At 69.0% G+C, this 18,084-nt stretch carries 19 protein-coding genes; 18 read left to right on the forward strand and 1 reads right to left on the reverse strand.

The features are described 5' to 3' along the window. Window positions 1-77: 77 nt before the first annotated feature. The 10 genes from K343_RS0103135 to acpS all read left to right on the forward strand — a co-directional run bounded on the left by K343_RS0103135 (window position 78) and on the right by acpS (window position 8,618). A complete protein-coding gene (locus K343_RS0103135) occupies window positions 78-1,556 on the forward strand; it encodes a Do family serine endopeptidase (protein ID WP_028006814.1) in 1,479 nt (492 codons plus the stop codon). After that, window positions 1,553-1,819, forward strand: a complete 267-nt coding sequence (locus tag K343_RS0103140; protein ID WP_051277900.1) for a glutaredoxin family protein — start codon at window positions 1,553-1,555, stop codon at window positions 1,817-1,819. Before K343_RS0103135 ends, K343_RS0103140 begins: the two co-directional genes overlap by 4 nt. Window positions 1,820-1,922: 103 nt before the next feature. Then, window positions 1,923-3,725 carry a translation elongation factor 4 gene (lepA, locus tag K343_RS0103145; protein ID WP_028006816.1) on the forward strand — a complete coding sequence of 601 codons (1,803 nt, stop codon included), beginning with the start codon at window positions 1,923-1,925 and terminating at the stop codon, window positions 3,723-3,725. Between the two features lie 34 nt (window positions 3,726-3,759). Then, the gene (gene lepB, locus K343_RS0103150) at window positions 3,760-4,554 is read left to right on the forward strand and encodes a signal peptidase I (RefSeq protein WP_084615633.1); all 795 of its coding nucleotides are present in this window, start codon (window positions 3,760-3,762) and stop codon (window positions 4,552-4,554) included. A 32-nt stretch (window positions 4,555-4,586) separates the two neighbouring features. Beyond that, window positions 4,587-4,967 carry a DUF4845 domain-containing protein gene (locus K343_RS0103155; protein ID WP_028006818.1) on the forward strand — a complete coding sequence of 127 codons (381 nt, stop codon included), beginning with the start codon at window positions 4,587-4,589 and terminating at the stop codon, window positions 4,965-4,967. Further along, window positions 4,964-5,647, forward strand: a complete 684-nt coding sequence (gene rnc, locus K343_RS0103160) for a ribonuclease III (RefSeq protein ID WP_028006819.1) — start codon at window positions 4,964-4,966, stop codon at window positions 5,645-5,647. Before K343_RS0103155 ends, rnc begins: the two co-directional genes overlap by 4 nt. Before the next feature lie 20 nt (window positions 5,648-5,667). After that, a complete protein-coding gene (gene era / locus K343_RS0103165) occupies window positions 5,668-6,606 on the forward strand; it encodes a GTPase Era (RefSeq protein WP_051277901.1) in 939 nt (312 codons plus the stop codon). Between the two features lie 87 nt (window positions 6,607-6,693). Next, entirely contained in the window at window positions 6,694-7,410 is a 717-nt protein-coding gene (recO, locus tag K343_RS0103170) for a DNA repair protein RecO (protein WP_043112084.1), read from the forward strand. A gap of 57 nt (window positions 7,411-7,467) precedes the next feature. Then, a complete protein-coding gene (pdxJ, locus tag K343_RS0103175) occupies window positions 7,468-8,217 on the forward strand; it encodes a pyridoxine 5'-phosphate synthase (protein WP_028006822.1) in 750 nt (249 codons plus the stop codon). Continuing rightward, the gene (gene acpS / locus K343_RS0103180; protein WP_028006823.1) at window positions 8,214-8,618 is read left to right on the forward strand and encodes a holo-ACP synthase; all 405 of its coding nucleotides are present in this window, start codon (window positions 8,214-8,216) and stop codon (window positions 8,616-8,618) included. The genes pdxJ and acpS overlap by 4 nt, the downstream gene beginning before the upstream one ends. A gap of 24 nt (window positions 8,619-8,642) precedes the next feature. Here the strand turns inward: acpS and K343_RS0103185 are convergent, their stop codons facing one another. Further along, window positions 8,643-10,916, reverse strand: coding sequence for a hybrid sensor histidine kinase/response regulator (locus K343_RS0103185; protein ID WP_028006824.1), 2,274 nt, complete (start codon window positions 10,914-10,916; stop codon window positions 8,643-8,645). A gap of 40 nt (window positions 10,917-10,956) precedes the next feature. On the opposite strand from K343_RS0103185, the gene cysM reads away from it, so the two are divergent. From cysM to K343_RS0103230, 8 genes are all read left to right on the forward strand, one after another. Continuing rightward, window positions 10,957-11,847 carry a cysteine synthase CysM gene (gene cysM, locus K343_RS0103190; protein WP_028006825.1) on the forward strand — a complete coding sequence of 297 codons (891 nt, stop codon included), beginning with the start codon at window positions 10,957-10,959 and terminating at the stop codon, window positions 11,845-11,847. Continuing rightward, window positions 11,844-12,641 carry a 3'-5' exonuclease gene (locus K343_RS0103195; protein ID WP_028006826.1) on the forward strand — a complete coding sequence of 266 codons (798 nt, stop codon included), beginning with the start codon at window positions 11,844-11,846 and terminating at the stop codon, window positions 12,639-12,641. Before cysM ends, K343_RS0103195 begins: the two co-directional genes overlap by 4 nt. 11 nt (window positions 12,642-12,652) lie before the next feature. Beyond that, complete coding sequence (rlmD, locus tag K343_RS0103200; protein WP_028006827.1) at window positions 12,653-13,987, forward strand: 23S rRNA (uracil(1939)-C(5))-methyltransferase RlmD; 1,335 nt, start codon at window positions 12,653-12,655, stop codon at window positions 13,985-13,987. A gap of 721 nt (window positions 13,988-14,708) precedes the next feature. Then, window positions 14,709-15,203: a CYTH domain-containing protein gene (locus K343_RS0103210; protein ID WP_028006828.1), complete on the forward strand. Its 495-nt coding sequence runs from the start codon at window positions 14,709-14,711 to the stop codon at window positions 15,201-15,203. Beyond that, entirely contained in the window at window positions 15,200-15,676 is a 477-nt protein-coding gene (locus tag K343_RS0103215; protein WP_028006829.1) for a L,D-transpeptidase, read from the forward strand. Before K343_RS0103210 ends, K343_RS0103215 begins: the two co-directional genes overlap by 4 nt. Beyond that, entirely contained in the window at window positions 15,660-16,679 is a 1,020-nt protein-coding gene (gene nagZ / locus K343_RS20775) for a beta-N-acetylhexosaminidase (protein WP_245585108.1), read from the forward strand. The genes K343_RS0103215 and nagZ overlap by 17 nt, the downstream gene beginning before the upstream one ends. Further along, the gene (locus K343_RS0103225) at window positions 16,676-17,233 is read left to right on the forward strand and encodes a hypoxanthine-guanine phosphoribosyltransferase (RefSeq protein WP_028006830.1); all 558 of its coding nucleotides are present in this window, start codon (window positions 16,676-16,678) and stop codon (window positions 17,231-17,233) included. The genes nagZ and K343_RS0103225 overlap by 4 nt, the downstream gene beginning before the upstream one ends. A 41-nt stretch (window positions 17,234-17,274) precedes the next feature. Further along, the gene (locus tag K343_RS0103230; RefSeq protein WP_028006831.1) at window positions 17,275-18,024 is read left to right on the forward strand and encodes an S-methyl-5'-thioinosine phosphorylase; all 750 of its coding nucleotides are present in this window, start codon (window positions 17,275-17,277) and stop codon (window positions 18,022-18,024) included. Window positions 18,025-18,084: the final 60 nt, after the last annotated feature.

Raw genomic sequence — 18,084 nt, forward strand, 5'->3', positions numbered from 1 at the left:
GTTTGAAATTCCGCGCCGAATCCTTTGAAATTCGAGCTTATTGCGTGCGGGCTCCCGCCGTGCGCCGGAGTCCATGCATGAAGCTCGCCGCCGTCCTGCGGCTGTCCCTCGCTCTGGCTGTCATGGCCGTCGCTGCTTGTCAGCGCGACGCCGGGCAGCCGCCCGCCGGTGGCTATCCCGATTTCGCCGACCTCGTCGAGCGCGTCTCGCCGTCGGTCGTCAACATCAGCACGGTGCCGGCCGACGTGCCGCAGGAGCAGGCGCGCGCCGATGCCCGCGCCGACAGCGACGCCGACGCGCTGAAGAACGCGCCGGAGTGGTTCAAGCGCTTTATCGAGGAACACCCGGAGGAAGCGCCGGCGCCGGATGACAATGCCGACCTGCCGCCGGGACCGCAGTCGCTGGGCTCCGGGTTCGTGCTGTGGAGCGACGGCTACGTGCTGACCAATTTCCATGTCGTGCGCGATGCCAAGGAAGTGATCGTGCGCCTGCTCGACCGCCGGCAGTTCACCGCGCAGGTGGTCGGCAGCGACGAGGCTACCGACGTCGCGCTGCTGAAGATCGCCGCTGAAGATCTGCCGGCGGTGAAGATCGGCGATGCCTCCCGGCTGCGGCCCGGGCAGTGGGCACTGGCGATCGGCTCGCCGTTCGGCTTCGACTACTCGGTGACCGCCGGCATCGTTTCGGCGAAGGGCCGGGCGCTGATCACCGAGCAGTACGTGCCCTTCATCCAGACCGACGTCGCGATCAACCCGGGCAACTCCGGCGGCCCGCTGTTCAACATGGCGGGCGAGGTGATCGGCATGAACTCGCAGATCTACTCGCAGTCCGGCGGCTATCAGGGCCTGTCGTTCTCGATTCCGATCGACGTCGCCGCCAAGGTCGCGCGCCAGCTCAAGGACAGCGGCAAGGTGACGCGCGGCTGGCTCGGCGTCGTGGTGCAGGAGGTCGATCGCGATCTCGCCCAGCAGGCGCGCATGGACAAGCCCGAAGGGGCGCTGGTCGCCCGCGTCATCGCCGAAAGTCCGGCGGCGCGCTCGGGCATTCGCGAGGGCGACATCATTCTCAGCTACAACGGCCAGGAGCTGCCGAGCTCGTCGGCACTGCCGCCGATGGTCGGCATCACCGATCCGGGTACGGTGGCGACGCTGAAGCTGCGCCGCGACGGCAAGACGCTGACCGTGAAGGTCGACGTCGGCACGCTGGGGCCGGACGGCGATCAGCTGGACCTGCCCGACACGCCGCCGCCGCCGGCGCCGGTCGGTCCGCTCGGGCTGGTCGTGCGTCCGATGAGCGCCGATGAGCGCAGCAAGGCGCAAGTCGTCAACGGTGGCGTGCTGATCGTCAGCGTCGGCGACGGCCCGGCGGCGCGCGCCGGCATTCGCGCCGGCGACGTGCTGCTGCAGATCTCGGGGCAGGAGATCGATACGCCGGACCGGCTGCGCGTGGTCGCCGGCCGCCTGACGCCGGGATCGAGCGTCCAGGCGCTCGTGCAGCGCCGCGGCGCGCCGCTGTTCCTGATGATCGACGTGCCGGACGCGGCGCCGGCTTCATGACCCCGGAGCCGGGGGGCACCGCGCCGGCGCCGTGGCTGCTGCTGTCGCGCCCCGACTGCCATCTTTGCGAGGCCTTCGAGGCCGCGCTGCGCGTGCATCTGGGGCCGGCGCTGCCGGCGCTGGACTACGCCTGCGTCGACGAGCGCGGCGAGTGGCGGATGCGCTACGGCCACCGCATTCCGGTGCTGCTCGATGCCGACGGCCGGGTGCTCGCCGAGGGCGTGTTCGAGGCGGCCGCCTTCGAGCGGGCGCTGCGCAGCTAGCGGCCGGCAAACCGCTATACTGCGCGATCTTCGCTGACTTTCCCTGCAAATAGCCGCTGCCTGTCCGGCGCGACTTCCAGAAAAACTAAACTTCCGACCTTCCGTGCGTCAGGATCACATTCGCAATTTCTGCATCATCGCGCACATCGACCACGGTAAGTCGACGCTCGCCGACCGCTTCATCCAGCTCACCGGCGGCCTGGAGCAGCGCGAGATGCAGGCCCAGGTGCTCGACAACAACCCGATCGAGCGCGAGCGCGGCATCACGATCAAGGCGCAGGCGGTGCAGCTGCACTATCGCGCGAAGGACGGCGAGCTCTACCAGTTCAACCTGATCGACACGCCGGGACACGTCGACTTCAGCTATGAAGTCAGCCGCTCGCTGGCCGCCTGCGAGGGCGCGCTGCTGGTCGTCGACGCCTCGCAGGGCGTCGAGGCGCAGTCGGTCGCCAACTGCTACACCGCGCTCGAGCAGAATCTCGAGGTGCTGCCGGTGCTGAACAAGATCGACCTGCAGAACGCCGAGCCCGAGCGCGTCTGCGACGAGATCGAGCAGGTCATCGGCATTCCGGCGACGGACGCGCTGCGCATCTCGGCCAAGACCGGTCTCGGCGTGCCGGACGTGCTCGAGGCCGTGGTCGAGAAGCTGCCGCCGCCGAAGGGTAATCCCGAAGGCAAGCTGCAGGCCTCGATCGTCGATTCCTGGTTCGACAACTATCTGGGCGTGGTATCGCTGGTGCGCATCTTCAACGGCTCGGTCAAGAAGGGCCAGAAGATCCGCGTGATGTCGACCGGCAAGGACTACGAAATCACGATGATGGGCGTGCACGCGCCCAAGCGCGTGTTCAAGGACCAGCTCGAATGTGGCGAGGTCGGCTTCATCGTCGCCGGCATCAAGGACATCTTCGGGGCGCCGGTCGGTGACACGCTGACGCTGGCCAGCAACCCCTGTGCCGAGGCGCTGCCCGGCTACCGGCAGGTGCAGCCGCGCGTGTTCGCCGGCATGTTCCCGGTCGATGCCGACGATTTCGAGGATTTCCGCGAGTCGCTGCAGAAACTGCGTCTCAATGACTCGGCGCTGCAGTTCGAGCCTGAGAACTCGACGGCGCTGGGCTTTGGCTTTCGCATCGGCTTCCTCGGCATGCTGCACATGGAAATCGTGCAGGAGCGTCTGGAGCGCGAGTACGACCTCAATCTGATCACGACCGCGCCGTCGGTGGTCTACGAGGTCGAGAAGAACGACGGCGAGGTCATCAAGGTCGACAATCCGGCCGAGCTGCCGGAGCCCGGCTTCATCAAGGAGCTGCGTGAGCCGATCATCAATGCCCGCATCCTGATGCCGCCGGATTACGTCGGCTCGGTCATGCAGCTGTGCATGGAAAAGCGCGGCGTGCAGAAGAACCTGCGCTATCTCGGCAGCCAGGTGCAGATGGAAGTCGAGATGCCGATGGCCGAGGTCGTGCTCGACTTCTTCGATCGCCTCAAGAGCGTGTCGCGCGGCTATGCCTCGTTCGAGTACGAGTTCGTGCGCTTCCAGGCGGCCGATCTGGTCAAGCTCGACGTGCTGGTCAACGGCGACAAGGTCGATGCCCTGGCTTCGATCGTGCATCGCGACAGCGCCTACCCGCGCGGCCGGGACCTGTGCGAGCGCATGCAGGAAGTCATCCACCGCCAGATGTTCGACATCGCCATCCAGGCGGCGATCGGCGCCAAGATCATCGCCCGCTCGACGGTCAAGGCGCTGCGCAAGGACGTCACCGCCAAGTGCTACGGCGGCGACACCTCGCGCAAGAAGAAGCTTCTCGAGAAGCAGAAGGAAGGCAAGAAGCGGATGAAGCAGGTCGGCTCGGTGGAAATTCCGCAGGAAGCCTTCCTTGCGGTGCTGGGCGTCGAAAAGAAAAAGTAGTCATTCACGACAGACACGGACTCAAAGACAGGCCATGCAGGGGATACATTGGGATTTCGCCGTCATCCTGACGGTGCTGACGCTGGTGACCGGCGTCGTCTGGCTGCTCGACAAGCTGTGGCTCGGGCCGCGGCGCCGTGCCAAGCTGGCACTCGATGCGGCCGACCAGCCGAGCAGTTTCGTCGACTTCTGCCGCTCGTTCTTCCCGGTGATCTTCGCCGTGCTGATGCTGCGCTCGTTCATCGCCGAGCCGTTCCGCATTCCGTCCGGCTCGATGATCCCGACGCTGCTGGTCGGCGATTTCATCCTCGTCAACAAGTTCACGTACGGACTGCGCGATCCGGTGTTCCATCACAAGTTCGTCGAACTCGGCGAACCGCAGCGCGGCGACGTCGTCGTGTTCCGCTGGCCGGTCGATCCGACCAAGGACTTCATCAAGCGCATCATCGGCCTGCCGGGCGACCATATCGTCTACCGCAACAAGCAGCTGTTCGTGAACGGCGAGCCGGCGACGCTGGATCCGGACGGCGCCTACACCGCGCCGGGCCTGCCGCCGCCGGGCGTCGTCTACCGCATGAAGGAACACTTGGGCCCGGTCGAGCACGACATTCTCGTCAACCCGGAGCGCCCGGCCGACGATTTCGAGTTCATCGTGCCGCCGGGCGAGTATTTCGCGATGGGCGACAACCGCGACGGTTCCGACGACAGCCGCCGCTGGGGCACGGTGCCGGAGCGCAATCTGGTCGGCAAGGCCTTCTTCATCTGGATGTCCTGGGACAGCGACAACACCCGCGTCGATTTCTCGCGTATCGGCCGCAGCGTCCGGTAAGCTTGCGTCGCGCAAACGGGAGGGGATTTTCTATGCGTTCGCTACGCCGTCAACGCGGTCTGGGCTGGTTCGGGCTGCTGTTCGTGCTGGGCATCATCGCTTTCGTGGCGATCGTCGCCGTCAAGACCATGCCGATGTACCTGAACCAGATGAAGGTGGCCTCGGCCGTCAACAAGATCGCCGCCGATCCGGACAACGCCAACGCCGATCCGGCTTCGATCCGCAGCGACTTGCAGAAATACTGGGACATTGACGACGTGCAGTATCTGGCGGTGTCCGACGTCAAGGTCAAGCGCTCCGAGCGCGGCCGCTTCCTCAGCTACGACTACGAAGCGCGCGAGCGGCTGTTCTACAACATCTACATCGTCATCCATTTCGCGGCCGACGTGCCGCTGGCGAACGTACAGTCTTGACGACAGCGGTTCAGAAGCTCGAGCGCCGGCTCGGCTACCACTTCAACGATGCGGCGTTGCTGTCGCAGGCGCTGACGCATCGCAGCGTCGGGCATCTCAACAACGAGCGCCTCGAATTCCTCGGCGACGCGCTGGTCAACTTCGTCGTCGCCGACGCGCTGTTCCGCGCCAAGGCCAAAGCCGAGGAGGGCGCGCTGTCGCGCCTGCGCGCCAGCCTCGTGCGCGAGGAAACGCTGGCCCGGCTGGCACGCGAGCTGGACCTGAGCGATGCCCTGACGCTCGGCGAAAGCGAGTTGAAGTCCGGCGGTTTCCGCCGCGACTCGATCCTCGCCGACGCCTTCGAGGCCATGCTCGGGGCGGTCTATCTCGACGGCGGTTTCGCGGCTGCCAGGGACGTTTGCGAGCGTCTGTTCGCGGCGCTGCTCGCGGATCTGCCCGACGCCGATGCCCTCAAGGACGCCAAGACGCGGCTGCAGGAGTGGCTGCAGGCACGCGGCCGGCCCCTGCCGCGCTACGAGGTGATCGAGGAAAGCGGCCCCCCGCACCGTCGCCGTTTTCACGTGCGCGCGAGCCTGTCGGACGCCGAGACGGTTGCCGCCGCGCACGGTTCCAGCCGCCGCTCTGCCGAGCAGGACGCCGCGCGCGCGCTGCTGCAGGCCTTACAATCGGCGCATGAGTAGCGGCATCGCGGGCATGGAGCATGCCCATCGCGCCGGCGTTGCCCGCCGGCGCCCCGAATTCAACGGAGCAGGTCTTGCATAGCGGCATCGTGTCCATCGTCGGGCGGCCCAACGTGGGGAAGTCCTCCCTGCTCAATGCGCTCGTCGGCCGCAAGGTCAGCATCGTTTCGCACAAGCCGCAGACGACGCGGCATCGCATCCAGGGCGTCGTCAACCGCGATGCCGGGCAGATCGTGTTCGTCGACACGCCGGGCCTGCATCGCCGCGAGACGCGCAAGCTCAATCGCGTGATGAACGAGCAGGCGGCGGCGAGCCTGCACGACGTCGACCTGATCGTGCTGGTCGTCGAGGCCGGGCACTGGACCGACGAGGACGCGGCGGTGCTCAAGCGGCTCGACGGCGTCGAGGCGCCGGTCGGGCTGGTCGTGAACAAGGTCGACCGGATCGAGGACAAGGCGGCGCTGCTGCCGGAGCTGCAGAAGCTCTCGGCCTTGCGCGATTTCGCGTTCGTCGTGCCGCTGTCGGCGCTCAAGCGCAACAACGTCGACGCGCTGCTCGGCGAGCTGTTCCAGCGCCTGCCGGATGGCCCGCCGCTGTATCCCGAAGACCAGATCGTCGGCTACGACGACGCCTTCCTGGTGTCCGAGATCGTGCGTGAGAAGCTGACGCGCAATCTGCATCAGGAGTTGCCGTATTCGCTGACCGTCGGCGTCGAGCAATACGAGCGCGAAGGCCGTCTCGACCGCGTCGAGGCGGTGATCTGGGTCGAGCGCGAAGGCCAGAAGAAGATCGTCATCGGCGAGGACGGCGAGACGCTCAAGCAGGTCGGCACCAGCGCCCGCCGCGAGCTGGAGCGCCTGCTCGGACGCAAGGTCTTTCTCAAGCTGTGGTGCCGCGTGCGCGAGAACTGGAGCGACGATCTGAAGGCGCTCAAGCAGTTCGGCCTGACCGGCGAATAAGGGCGATCCGGCGATGCACCGCGCCGCGCCACCGGACGGCCTGCCGCCGCGCCGAACGGGCGCGTGCCGCGTGGCGATGAGGGGCTGATGCGCGCGCGCGCCTCGCTGGAGCCGGCCTATTTGCTCAACCGCCGGCCGTACAGCGACAGCAGCCTGCTGCTCGAAGCCTTCACGCGCGAGCACGGCCGCATCGGTCTGGTCGCGCGCGGCGCGCGCGGGCCCAGGTCCAAGCTGCGCGGTCTGCTGCAGCCGTTCGTGCCGCTGCTGCTGAGCTGGCACGCCGGCGGCGAGCTGGCGACGCTGAGCGGTGCCGAGAGCGCCGGGCCGCCGCTCGCCGTCGAGGGCGAGCGCGTGTTCTACGGCTGGTATCTCAATGAGCTGCTGCTGCGGCTCCTGCAGCGTCAGGACGCGCACCCGGCGCTGTTCGATGCCTACGTGCTGGCGCTGCAGCAACTGCCCGGCGAGGCCGGCCATGCCCAGGACGCGCTGCGGATCTTCGAGAAGACCCTGCTCGCCGAGATCGGCTACGGCCTGCTGCTGCCCGACGATCTGGACGCTGTGCGCCGCTATCACTACGACCCGGACATGGGGCCGCGGCCGGCGGCCGATACCGACGCCAGCGCCTATGCGGGCGCCAGTCTGATCGCGCTGCGCGACGAGCGGCTCGATACGTCCGAGGCGCGCGGCGATGCGCGGCGGCTGCTGCGCGCGGCGCTGGCCGTACATCTCGGAGCGCGACCCTTGCAGACGGCACAGCTGCTGCGCGAGATGCGCGGCGCGCCGCCGCGATCCCCGCCGGCGTGAACTGGCCCTAGAATGGCCAACCCGATTTCCGCCTCACGCCTTCAGATCCGATCCGCCATGTCCTCGCGCCGCGTGCCTCCCGCCATCCGCCTCGGCGTCAACGTCGACCACGTCGCCACGATCCGCCAGGCACGCGGCACCGACTATCCCGATCCGGTCGAGGCGGCGAAGATCGCGCTTGCCGCCGGAGCGGCCAGCATCACCCTGCACCTGCGCGAGGATCGTCGCCACATCCAGGACCGCGACGTCGCCGCGCTGGTCGCGCACGACGCGCGCGTCGTCAATCTGGAAATGGCGGTGACCGAGGACATGCTGCGCCTGGCCTGCCGCTGGAAGCCGGCCTGCGTCTGTCTGGTGCCGGAAAAGCGCGCCGAGCTGACGACCGAAGGCGGCCTCGATGTCGCCGGCCAGCTCGATGCCGTGCGCGAGGCCTGCGCGCGGCTGGCGCGCGCCGGCATCCAGGTCGCGCTGTTCATCGACGCCGATCCGCTGCAGCTCAAGGCCGCGCGGCGCAGCGGCGCACCGCATCTGGAAATCCATACCGGGCGTTACGCCGACACGCGCGGCCGCACGCAGGCGGCCGAGCTGCAGCGCATCGCCACGTTCGCGCGCGCCGCGCGCCGCGCGGGTTTCGAGGTGCATGCCGGCCACGGCCTGACGGTCGACAACGTCGGCGCGATCGCGCGCATCCCCGACATCGTCGAGCTCAACATCGGCCACGCGATCGTCGCGCGCGCGCTGACGCTCGGGCTGCCGGCGGCTGTCGCCGAGATGCGCCGCGCGATGCACGAGGCGCGCACGGCATGACAGCGGCGCCGCCGTCCGCGCCGGGCGTGTACGGCATCGGCGTCGACGTGCTGCGCGTCGAGCGCATGCAGAAGCTGCTCGACAAGCACGGCAGCAAGCTGCTGCTGCGCCTGCTGGCACCGCGCGAGCTGCGCGAGGTGCGCGCGCGCAGCAACCGCGCGCGCGCGCTGGCGATGTGCTGGGCGGCCAAGGAGGCCTTCGTCAAGGCGCTCGGCACCGGCTTCGATGGCATCGGCTGGCGCGAGGTCGGCGTGATTCGCGAGGCGAACGGCCGGCCGGCGCTGATCTACGACCGCAAGATGCGCGCGCGGCTCAAGGCGCTCGGCGTCGGCGCCGCGCATGTCTCGCTCAGCGACGACGGCGGCCTGGTCTGCGCCTACGTGGTTCTCGAACGCGCCTGACGCGCTTGCCGCGCGCCGCGGCGTTCAGGCCGAGCGGCGCATCGCCGCGAGCGTGTCGTCGACGGCGGTGCGCACGCTGTCGAGCTCGCGGCGCGCGGCGGGGCCCTTTTTCAGCGAATCGGCGTGGCGCAGCCATTCCTCGACCGCGGCCGCCGTCTGCCGCAGCTGGGCGAGGTGGTAGAAGGCCGCAGTGCCGCGCAGCGTGTGCGCGGCCTCGCGCGCCCGTTCGAGTTCGCCGGCCGAGAAAGCCTTCTCGAGTTCGGCAAACTGCAGCGGCAGCTCCTCCTTGAGCAGGGCCAGCAGTTCCGGGTCCTCGGTCAGCTTGGCGGCGGCGTGACTGGGCCGCTGCGAGCTCGGGGCGAGGGCCGCGAGCAGCTGCGAATCGTCGAACGGCTTGATCAGCACCGCGTCGGCGCCGGCATCGAGAAAAGCCTGGCGCTCGTCGGGATCGAGATGGGCGCTGACCGCGAGGATGCGGCAGCGCGCCGCCGATCCGCTCTCGGCATCGCGAATCGCGCGCGCGCAGCCGGGACCGTCGAGCTTGGGCATGTGCGCGTCGATCAGCGCGATATCCGGGCGTTCGTCCTGCCAGCGTTCGAAGGCGTCGCGCCCGTCGACGGCCTCGGAGGTCTTCAGGCCCAGATGCGCGCATAGCGCGGCGAGGTAGCGGCGGTTGGCGGCGTTGTTGTCGGCGATCAGCGCGTGGCGGCCGGCCAGCGGCAGGGCGGTGCCGTCGTGGTCGCTGAGCAGGCGGGCGATGTCTTCGTAGAGCCGCTTGCGCGTCACCGACTTGGGATGACACAGCGTCGCGCCGGCCTGACGGATCTGCTCGAGCACCGGCGGCGACACCGAATTGACGAGCACGACGGTCGAGGTCGTGCCGCGGCTGCGCTGCAGCAACTCGGCGATCGCCGGCTGCTCGATGTCGCGCGGCATCAGGCCGAGCACGACCAGCGCCGGGCGGCGCTCGACCGCGGTGTTGAACAGGGCCTCGGACAGCGCGTCGGCCGATTCGAAGCTGTCGACCGACAGGCCCCAGAACTCGAACCAGTGCAGCCAGGCCAGGCGCGCCGCGGCGTGCGGCTCGTAGAGCCAGACGCGCTGTTCGCCGAGCGGCTCGTCGTCATGCGGCGCCGACTCGGCGGCGGCGATCAGCTTGAACGGCAGCAGCACGCTGAAGGTCGAGCCTTTGCCGACCTCGCTGTCGAGGCTGATCTCGCCGCCCATCAGCTCGGCGAGCTTGCGCGAGATCGACAGGCCGAGGCCGCTGCTGCCGACCTGCGTACCGCCGATCTGGCGGAACGGCTGGAACAGGCGCGCGCGCGCGTCCGGCGCGATGCCGATGCCGGTGTCGGAGACCGCGAAGCGCAGCCAGGTGCGGCCGGTTTCCTCGCGTTCGCCCATCACGCGTAGCACCACGGCGCCGCGCGGCGTGAACTTGATGGCGTTCGACAGCAGGTTGGTGAGGATCTGGCGAAGGCGCTGGCTGTCGCCGCGCAGCTCGCGCGGCACGTCGTGGTAGATGATGCGGACCAGCTCCAGCTCCTTCTCGTAGGCCAGCGGCGCGAGCAGGGCGATGGTGCTCTCGACCACGTCGTAGAGGTCGAAGCGCAGTTCGTCGAGCTTGAGGCGGCCGGCCTCGATGCGGCTCCAGTCGAGCAGGTCGTTGATCATCGACAGCAGCGCGCGTGCCGACTTGTCGAGCGTGTCGAGGTGCTCGCGCTGCTCGTGGTCGAGCGGCGTGCGGCGCAGCAGATCGGCGTAGCCGAGGATGCCGGTCAGCGGCGTGCGCAGCTCGTGCGACATGCTGGACAGACGCTCGCTCTGGGCGCGCGCCTCGTCCTGTTCGCGCGCCGCGGCGCTGCGCAGTTTCTGGTTCTGCTCGGCGTATTCGTCGCGCTCGCGCTTGAAGCGCAGCGTCTGTTCGGCGACGCGCGCGTCGAAGCCGGCGCGCAGCTCGGCGTACTGCTGGGCGACGCGGTTGAGGTCGCGGGCCAGATCCTGGGCGAGGCCGGGCAGGTCGTCCGGCGCGCGCACTTCGAGGCGGCCGCTGGCCAGGGCGCGCAGCGTCAGGCCGATCGCGCCGAACGCGCGCCGCGCGGTGCGCGCGAAGGCCAGCGCCAGCGCCAGGCCGGCGACGGCGACGCTGAGCGCCAGCATCGTGCGCAGCAGCGGCGGGATCTGCATCGGGCCGCTCCAGGTCGTCAGCGCCACGGTGAAGGCGATGCCGACCAGGGCCAGGAACGCCCAGGCGCCCGGCAGCAGACGACGGCTGTAACCACGCTCGGCTTCGCGCAAGCTTTAGGTCCCCTCGTGCAACTCGCGTAAAATTCGTCGCATGACCTATGCAACCCTGGCCGATTTTATCGGCAATACGCCGCTTGCCCAGCTCAAGCGCCTGCCCGGCGTCGGCAACAACACCCTGCTCGTCAAGCTGGAGGGCAATAATCCGGCCGGTTCGGTCAAGGACCGGCCCGCCTATTCGATGATCCGGCGCGCCGAGGAGCGCGGCGAGATCCGTCCGGGCGACGTGCTGATCGAGGCGACCAGCGGCAATACCGGCATCGCCCTGGCGATGGCGGCGACCGTCAAGGGCTACAAGATGGTGCTGATCATGCCCGAGCACCTGTCGGTCGAGCGCCGCGCGGTGATGAAGGCCTTCGGCGCCGAGCTGATCCTGGTCAGCAAGGCCGAAGGCATGGAAGGCGCGCGCGACCTCGCGCTGAAGATGCAGGCCGAAGGGCGCGGCAAGGTCCTCGACCAGTTCGCCAATCCGGACAACCCGCGCGCCCACTACGAGGGCACCGCGCCGGAGATCTGGAAGGCGACGCAGGGCCGCATTACCCACTTCGTGTCGAGCATGGGCACGACCGGCACGATCATGGGCTGCTCGCGCTACCTCAAGGAGCAGAACCCCGGCGTGCAGGTGATCGGCGTGCAGCCGGACGGCGAATCGTCGATTCCCGGCATCCGCAAGTGGCCGGAAGCCTATCTGCCGGCGATCTTCGACCGTTCGCGGGTCGATCGCGTCATCGAGGTCTCGGCGCAGGATGCCGAGGACACCATGCGTCTGGCCGGCACCCGCGAGGGTCTGTTCTGCGGGCCGTCGTCCGGCGGCGCGCTGTGGGCGGCGCTGCAGCTGTGCCGCGAAGTCGAGAACGCGACGATCATCAGCATCGTCTGCGATCGCGGCGACCGCTACATCTCGACCGGCGTGTTTCCGTCGTGAGCGGGCGTGCGCCATTCGCCGAGCCGGTACTGGTCTTCGATATCGAGACCATCCCGGACCTCGACGGCGGTCGCCGCATCCTCGGCCTCGACAGCATGGGCGACGCCGAGGTCTGGGCGGCGATGCAGAGCCTGCGTCGCGCCGAGAAGGGCAGCGACTTCATGCCCGGGCACCTGCAGCGCGTGGTCGCGATCTCGGTCGCGCTGCGCCATCAGGACGGCTTCAAGTGCTGGTCGATCGGCGACGAGACCGCCGAAGAGGGTGAGCTGATCCAGCGCTTCTTCGATGGCATCGAAAAGTACCGGCCGATCCTCGTTTCGTGGAACGGCGGCGGCTTCGACCTGCCGGTGCTGCACTACCGCGCGCTGGTGCATGGCTGCACGGCGCCGCGCTACTGGGACACCGGGCACTTCGACCGCGAGGCGAAGTGGGACAACTACCTCGGCCGCTACCAGTTCCGCCACACCGATCTGATGGACGTGCTGGCGCTCTACACCGGCCGCCAGAACGCACCGCTCAACGAGATCGCGCTGCTGCTCGGCTTCCCGGGCAAGCTCGGCATGGACGGCTCCAAGGTCTTCGACGCCTACCGCGCCGGCGATCTGGCCGGCATCCGCGCCTATTGCGAGACCGACGTGCTCAATACCTGGCTCGTCTACCTGCGCTTCGAGCTGATGCGCGGGCGCCTGACGCACGAGCAGCACGAGCGCGAGGAAGCGCGCGTGCGCGAGTTCCTGGAGGCCAGCGACGCCGCGCACTGGTCCGAATTCTCCGACGGCTGGCTCAGCGCCTGATCATCAATCCCGTGCGCAAGAAGAAACTACCGCCGGCGGGCGAGTTCACCGCCGACATCATCGATCTCGACCACGAAGGCCGTGGCTTCGCGCGCGTCGACGGCAAGGCCACCTTCATCGCCGACGCGCTGCCCGGCGAGCGCGTGCGCTTCCGCTACCTGCGCGTCGCCAAGGACATCGCCGAGGGCCAGTGCGTCGCCGTCGAGACGCCGTCGCCGCACCGCGTGACGCCCGGCTGCGCGCACTTCGGCGTCTGCGGCGGCTGCTCGATGCAGCACCTCGCGCCCGCGCAGCAGATCGCCTTCAAGCAGAAACAGCTGCTCGACCAGCTGGAGCGCAGCGGCAAGGTCGTTCCGGGCGAAGTCGCGGCGCCGATCGTCGGGCCGGTCTGGGGTTACCGCCGCCGCGCGCGGCTCGGCGTCAAGGACGTGCCGAAGAAGGGCGGCGTGCTGGTCGGCTTCCGCGAGCGCGAGTCGAGCTTTCTCGCCGCGCTCGACGCCTGCCAGGTGATCGACCCGCGCGTCGGCTTGAAGCTGCGCGAGCTGGGCGCGCTGATCGGCACGCTGTCGATCCGCCAGCGGCTGCCGCAGATCGAGGTTGCCTGCGCCGCCGACGTCGTGGCGCTGGTGCTGCGCGTGCTGCAGCCGCCGAGCGAGGCCGATCGCGAGCAGCTGCGCGCGTTTGCCGCGCGCGAAGGCTTCGACCTCTACCTGCAGACCGGCGGTCCGGACAGCATCCGGCCGCTCGACGCGGCGCGGACGCTGCAGTATTCGCCGGACGGCTCGGCGCTGTCGCTGCGCTTCGAGCCGACCGATTTCATTCAGGTCAACGGCCACATCAGCCAGCAGACCGTCAATCAGGCGCTGGACTGGCTGGAGCTGGCGCCGGGCGAGCGCGTGCTCGAACTGTTCTGCGGCCTCGGCAATTTCTCGCTGCCGCTGGCGCGGCGCGGCGCGCAGGTGCTGGCCGTCGAGGGCGAGGCGGGACTGGTGCAGCGCGCCCGCGACAACGCGCAGCGCAACGGCCTCGACATCCGCTTCGAGAAGGCCGATCTGTTCACCGCGAGCGGCGACGAATCCTGGCTGCAGCCGGCGTTCGACAAGGTGCTGCTCGATCCGCCGCGCGCCGGCGCCAAGGAGATCCTGCCGATCGTCGCCAGGCGCAAGCCGCAGCGCATCGTCTACGTGTCCTGCCATCCGGGCACGCTGGCGCGCGATGCCGGCACGCTGGTGCACGAGTTCGGCTACCGGCTGCTGCGCGCCGGGGTGATGGACATGTTTCCGCACACGAGCCATGTGGAGAGCATGGCGGTGTTCGAGCTGGCGCCGGCACGCAAAGGCGCTTGATGGCTCGGATGAACGGCCGTGCCGGTTTCCCGACCCGCCAGCTGCGGCGGCGCGGGGCGTGGTCGCGGCTCGCGTCTGGCGCCGCAGATGCTCGTTCTTCTGACGCGTTGCTTGATCGGGCTTTTGGTTTCGCGCTGACGCGCGCCCTACTTCTCTTTGCTTGTGCAAAGAGAAGTAGGCAAGAGAAACACACCCCTGGCTTACGCGCCGGCCCTCGCAGTAGCTCGGGCGTTCGCCGGGGCGGATGTCCACCGGACATCCGCAAACCCCCGGCTCACCCTGCGATGCTCGCCGGTCCGGCCGGCGCTGAAACTCGCGGTGCTGCGCACCGCTCAAACAGTCAGCGCCGGACAACCCCGGACCGTCTGCGCTTCTCGGCGCTGCGCAAAGGGGACCCAAAAGAAAACAGCAAAGCCTCCTCGCCGCCACACTCTGCCGTTGCCGTTGACGTTCGGGTCCCCTTGGGCCGCACCGAGCAGCGCAGCGCGCGCAGGGAATGGCCGGCCAGGACGGCCGGCCAAGTCGCCGCCGCGGCAGGGATGCCGCGTCGGCGACGGTCCCGAGCACGTGAGCAGCACAGGGCACTTCGCGCAGCGAAGTGCGGCCCCAGGGGTGTGCTTTCTTTTGCTTACTTTTCTTTGCACAAGCAAAGAAAAGTGAGGCGCGCGATAGCGCGAAACGAAAGTTTTACCCAAGCCATCATGGTCGGAGTACTGAACTGATGCCGCTCGAAATCGAACGTAAATTCCTCGTCGTCGGCGATGCCTGGCGGGCCGCGGTGACGCGCTCGCTGGACATGCGCCAGGGCTATCTGACGCGCGAAGGCCAGGCTTCGGTGCGCGTGCGCCTTGAAGGCGACGACGCCAAGCTCAACATCAAGGCGGCGGTCGTCGGCAGTGCGCGCGCCGAGTACGAATACGACATTCCGCCCGACGAGTGCCGCGAGATCCTCGCCACGCTGTGCGTCGGCCGCGTCGAGAAGACCCGCCATTACGTGCCGGCATCGGGCGCGCCGGCGGGCACGGTGTGGGAGATCGACGAGTTCGTCGGCGACAACGCCGGTCTGGTCGTCGCCGAGATCGAGCTGCCGGCGGTGGACGCGCCGTTCGCGCGTCCCGCCTGGCTCGGCCGGGAGCTGACCGACGATCGCCGCTACTACAACCACTACCTGGCGCTGCATCCGTACGCCAGCTGGCCGGCGGCCGAGCGCGCGTGAGGATCGACGTCGACATCGGCGCGCAGCGTCTGCGTCTCTACGACGGCGCCGTGCTGCTGCGCGAGTATCCGGTCTCGACCGGCGCCAACGGCGCCGGCGAGATCCAGGGCTCCGGCTGCACGCCGCGCGGCCGCCATATCGTGCGCGCCCGGATCGGCGCCGGCCTGCCGAGCGGCGCGGTATTGCGCGCGCGGCGCTGGACGCGGGAAGTCTGGTCGCCGGCGCTGCATGCGCACCATCCCGGCCGCGACTGGATCCTGTCGCGCATCCTCTGGCTGTCCGGCTGCGAGCGCGGCCGCAACCGCCTCGGCTGCGTCGACACCTTCCGCCGCTACATCTATGTGCACGGCACACCGGACGTCGAGCGCCTCGGCCAGCCGGCCTCGCACGGCTGCGTGCGCATGCGCAACGAAGACGTCATCGAATTGTTCGATCTTGTTCCTGCAGGTACCGAAGTTGAGCTCCACGAATAACACTCCCAGCCGCGCGGTGTCGCGGACGCGCAGCCGGCTGCTCGGCCCGCTGATGATCGACGTCGGCGGCCTCGAGCTGACGGCCGAGGATCGCGAACTGCTCTGCCACCCGCTGGTCGGCGGCGTGATCCTGTTCACCCGCAACTACCGCGATCCGGAGCAGCTGAAGAAACTGTGCGACGATCTGCTCGCGCTGCCGCGCCAGCGCCTGCTGCTGGCCGTCGACCACGAGGGCGGCCGCGTGCAGCGCTTCCGCGTCGGCTTCACGCGCATCCCGGCGATGCGCACGCTCGGCCAGCTCTACGCCGAGAAGCCGGTGCGGGCGCTGGCCGAGGCGCGCCTGCAGGGCGAGACGATCGGCCGCGAGCTGTCCGCCTATGGCATCGACCTGTGCTTCGCGCCGGTGCTCGATATCGACCACGGCCTCAGCCAGATCATCGGCGACCGCGCGTTCGGCGATCGCAGCGAGGTGATCGTCGAGCTGGCGCGCGCGTTCCGCGCCGGCCTCAACGCCGAGGGGCTCGCCGCCACCGGCAAGCATTTTCCGGGGCACGGCGCCGTCACCGCCGACTCGCATCACGAACTGCCGGTCGACCGCCGCCGCGAGGAGGAGATCCGCGCGACCGAGCTGATGCCGTTCAAAGCCCTGATCGGCGACGGCATCGAATCGCTGATGATGGCGCACGTGCGCTACACCAGCGTCGATACGCAGCCGGCCTCGCTGTCGAAGCGCTGGGTGCACGACATCCTGCGCCAGGAACTCGGCTTTCGCGGCGCGATCTTCTGCGACGACCTGTCGATGGGCGGCGCCGCCGTCGTCGGCGACATGGAGGCGCGCGCGCGCCTGGCGCTCGAGGTCGGCAACGATATGCTGCCGGTCTGCAACGATCGCGCCGCGGCGATCCGGCTGATCGACGCGCTGGCCCAGGATGTGTCACCGGACCGCGCCGCGTCGGCGCGACTCAAGAAGCTCTATGGCCGCCACGGCCGGGGAACCCCATGACCGATCTCTATCAGGAAGCACTGACCGTGCTCGACGAGGCCGACGTGCTGCATGACGCCGGCGCCGTCGACAAGGCCTACGACGAACTCGCCGCGCAGATCACGGCGCGCTACGAAAAGCTCAACCCGGTCATCCACTGCGTGATGAACGGCGGCCTGTACGCGATGGCGGAGATCACGCGCCGCCTGAACTTCCCGTTCGAGATGGATTACTTCCACGCCAGCCGCTACCGCGGCGCGACGACCGGCGGCGGCCTGGTCTGGAAAGTGCAGCCCAAGCCCGAGAAGCTGAGCGGCCGTCACGTGCTGGTGATCGACGACATTCTGGACGAAGGCCACACGCTGGCGGCGATCCGCGCCGCGCTGACGCAGTTCGAGCCGGCTTCGCTGGCGATCGCCGTGCTGCTGCGCAAGCGTCACGACCGCTGCGCGCCGGGCGCGCAGGCCGAGTACATCGGCCTCGAAGTCGGCGACCGCTACGTGTTCGGCTGCGGCATGGACTACAAGGAATACTGGCGCCAGCTGCCGGCGATCTACGCCGTCAAGGGCATGTGAGACGCGGCCCGGCCTTGACCCGGCCGGCAGGAATCGGATTGATGAGCACGAACATCGCAGTGATCGGCGGCACCGGCATGAACCAGTGGCCGGGCCTGGACATCGAGCGCCGCCTCGTGGTCGACACGCCGTACGGGCCGGCCAGCGCGCCGCTGCTCGAAGGGCGCGTCTACGGCACGCGCGCGATCTTCCTCGCGCGCCACGGCGAGGGCCACAAGATCCCGCCGCACGCGATCAACTACCGCGCCAATCTGTGGGCGCTGCATCAGGCCGGCGTGAAGTCGGTGATCGCGATCGCCGCGGTCGGCGGCATCGCGCCGTGGTTCAAGCCGGGCGAGATCGCGGTGCCGGCGGATCTCGTCGACTACACCTGGGGCCGCGAGCACAGCTATTCGGACGGCCGTCCGGGATCGACGCTGCAGCATGCCGAGTTCGCCGAGCCCTACGCGCCGGCGTTGCGCCGCGCGCTGATCGAGGCCGCCGCGCGCGCGGCGACGCCGCTCGCCGGCGAAGGCGTGCTGGCGGTGACGCAGGGGCCGCGGCTCGAAACGGTTGCCGAGATCCGCCGCTGCGCGCGCGACGGTTGCGACATGGTCGGTATGACCGGCATGCCGGAGGCCGCGCTGGCCCGCGAGCTGGGACTCGACTACGCCTGCCTCGCGGTGTCGGTGAACTGGGGTGCCGGCGTGCAGGGCGTCGGCGACATCCACGCCGAGATCGCGCAGTCGATCGAAGCCGGCATGGTCAGGGTGCGCGCCGTGCTCGGGCAGCTCTTGCCGGCGCTGGCCTGAGGGCCGCGAAACCGGCGCTGCGGGCCGGATGGCGCGGTGACGCAAAGAAAGGCGGGCCCT

Origin of the sequence: Solimonas flava DSM 18980, from assembly GCF_000426685.1 — a bacterium.
GTDB lineage: Bacteria > Pseudomonadota > Gammaproteobacteria > Nevskiales > Nevskiaceae > Solimonas > Solimonas flava.

Coding starts and splice junctions, on each gene's coding strand:
- lepB (WP_084615633.1), top strand. CDS start 3,760: ATGCAGGGGATACATTGGGATTTCGCCGTCATCCTGACGGTGCTGACG.
- pdxJ (WP_028006822.1), top strand. CDS start 7,468: ATGTCCTCGCGCCGCGTGCCTCCCGCCATCCGCCTCGGCGTCAACGTC.
- acpS (WP_028006823.1), top strand. CDS start 8,214: ATGACAGCGGCGCCGCCGTCCGCGCCGGGCGTGTACGGCATCGGCGTC.
- K343_RS0103210 (WP_028006828.1), top strand. CDS start 14,709: ATGCCGCTCGAAATCGAACGTAAATTCCTCGTCGTCGGCGATGCCTGG.
- cysM (WP_028006825.1), top strand. CDS start 10,957: ATGACCTATGCAACCCTGGCCGATTTTATCGGCAATACGCCGCTTGCC.
- K343_RS0103155 (WP_028006818.1), top strand. CDS start 4,587: ATGCGTTCGCTACGCCGTCAACGCGGTCTGGGCTGGTTCGGGCTGCTG.
- K343_RS0103140 (WP_051277900.1), top strand. CDS start 1,553: ATGACCCCGGAGCCGGGGGGCACCGCGCCGGCGCCGTGGCTGCTGCTG.
- recO (WP_043112084.1), top strand. CDS start 6,694: ATGCGCGCGCGCGCCTCGCTGGAGCCGGCCTATTTGCTCAACCGCCGG.
- era (WP_051277901.1), top strand. CDS start 5,668: ATGCCCATCGCGCCGGCGTTGCCCGCCGGCGCCCCGAATTCAACGGAG.
- K343_RS0103225 (WP_028006830.1), top strand. CDS start 16,676: ATGACCGATCTCTATCAGGAAGCACTGACCGTGCTCGACGAGGCCGAC.
- K343_RS0103135 (WP_028006814.1), top strand. CDS start 78: ATGAAGCTCGCCGCCGTCCTGCGGCTGTCCCTCGCTCTGGCTGTCATG.
- K343_RS0103230 (WP_028006831.1), top strand. CDS start 17,275: ATGAGCACGAACATCGCAGTGATCGGCGGCACCGGCATGAACCAGTGG.